The sequence below is a fragment of the Vibrio sp. 2130-1 genome, from assembly GCF_033339515.1.
Genome location: NZ_JAWOUT010000542.1, coordinates 1 through 571, shown reverse-complemented (window position 1 = coordinate 571; position 571 = coordinate 1). Strand labels below are relative to the sequence as shown.

General features: G+C 45.2%; 1 protein-coding gene. It reads right to left on the bottom strand.

Annotation, left to right across the window (positions count from 1 at the left end):
- Positions 1–571: shikimate dehydrogenase (aroE, locus tag R7Q09_RS27285; protein WP_318144098.1), on the bottom strand; the 571-nt coding region annotated here is incomplete at both ends.

The following is a 571-nucleotide window of genomic DNA, read 5'->3' as shown; positions in this document are numbered from 1 at the left end:
CTTTCTTAATTCACGCAAAATCTGTTTGGCTCCAGGACGAAGACCGCGCCATAACATAAAACTCTCAGCAGCTTGGCCAACTAACATACCTAAACCATCATAAGCATGTGCCGCACCGTGTTGCTTAGCCCATTGGTTAAATGTGGTATCACCTTTGCCATACATCATGTCGTAGCTTGTACTATTGGCGGCGAACACCGAGGAAGAGATCGCAGGTAACTCACCACTCAATGATGCAGACGTAGAGTTGATTATGACATCGAACTCTTCAGCAATGGTATTCATCTCTTTTGCTGTAACAGGGCCATACGCAGAAAACAATTCTGCCAATTCTTCGGCTTTGGAAAATGTACGATTAGTTATCGTTAGAGATGTTGGTTTTTGATCGAGCAATGGTTTAATCACTCCTCGAGCGGCACCACCAGCTCCTATGATCAGGATGCGTGCGCCTTCTAAAACGACTTGGTGTTGCAACAAGTCCTGCACTAAGCCTGCACCATCAGTGTTATCACCTATGATTTCACCATCATCAAGCTTCTTAAGTGTATTCACTGCTCCAGCAAGCTGAGCA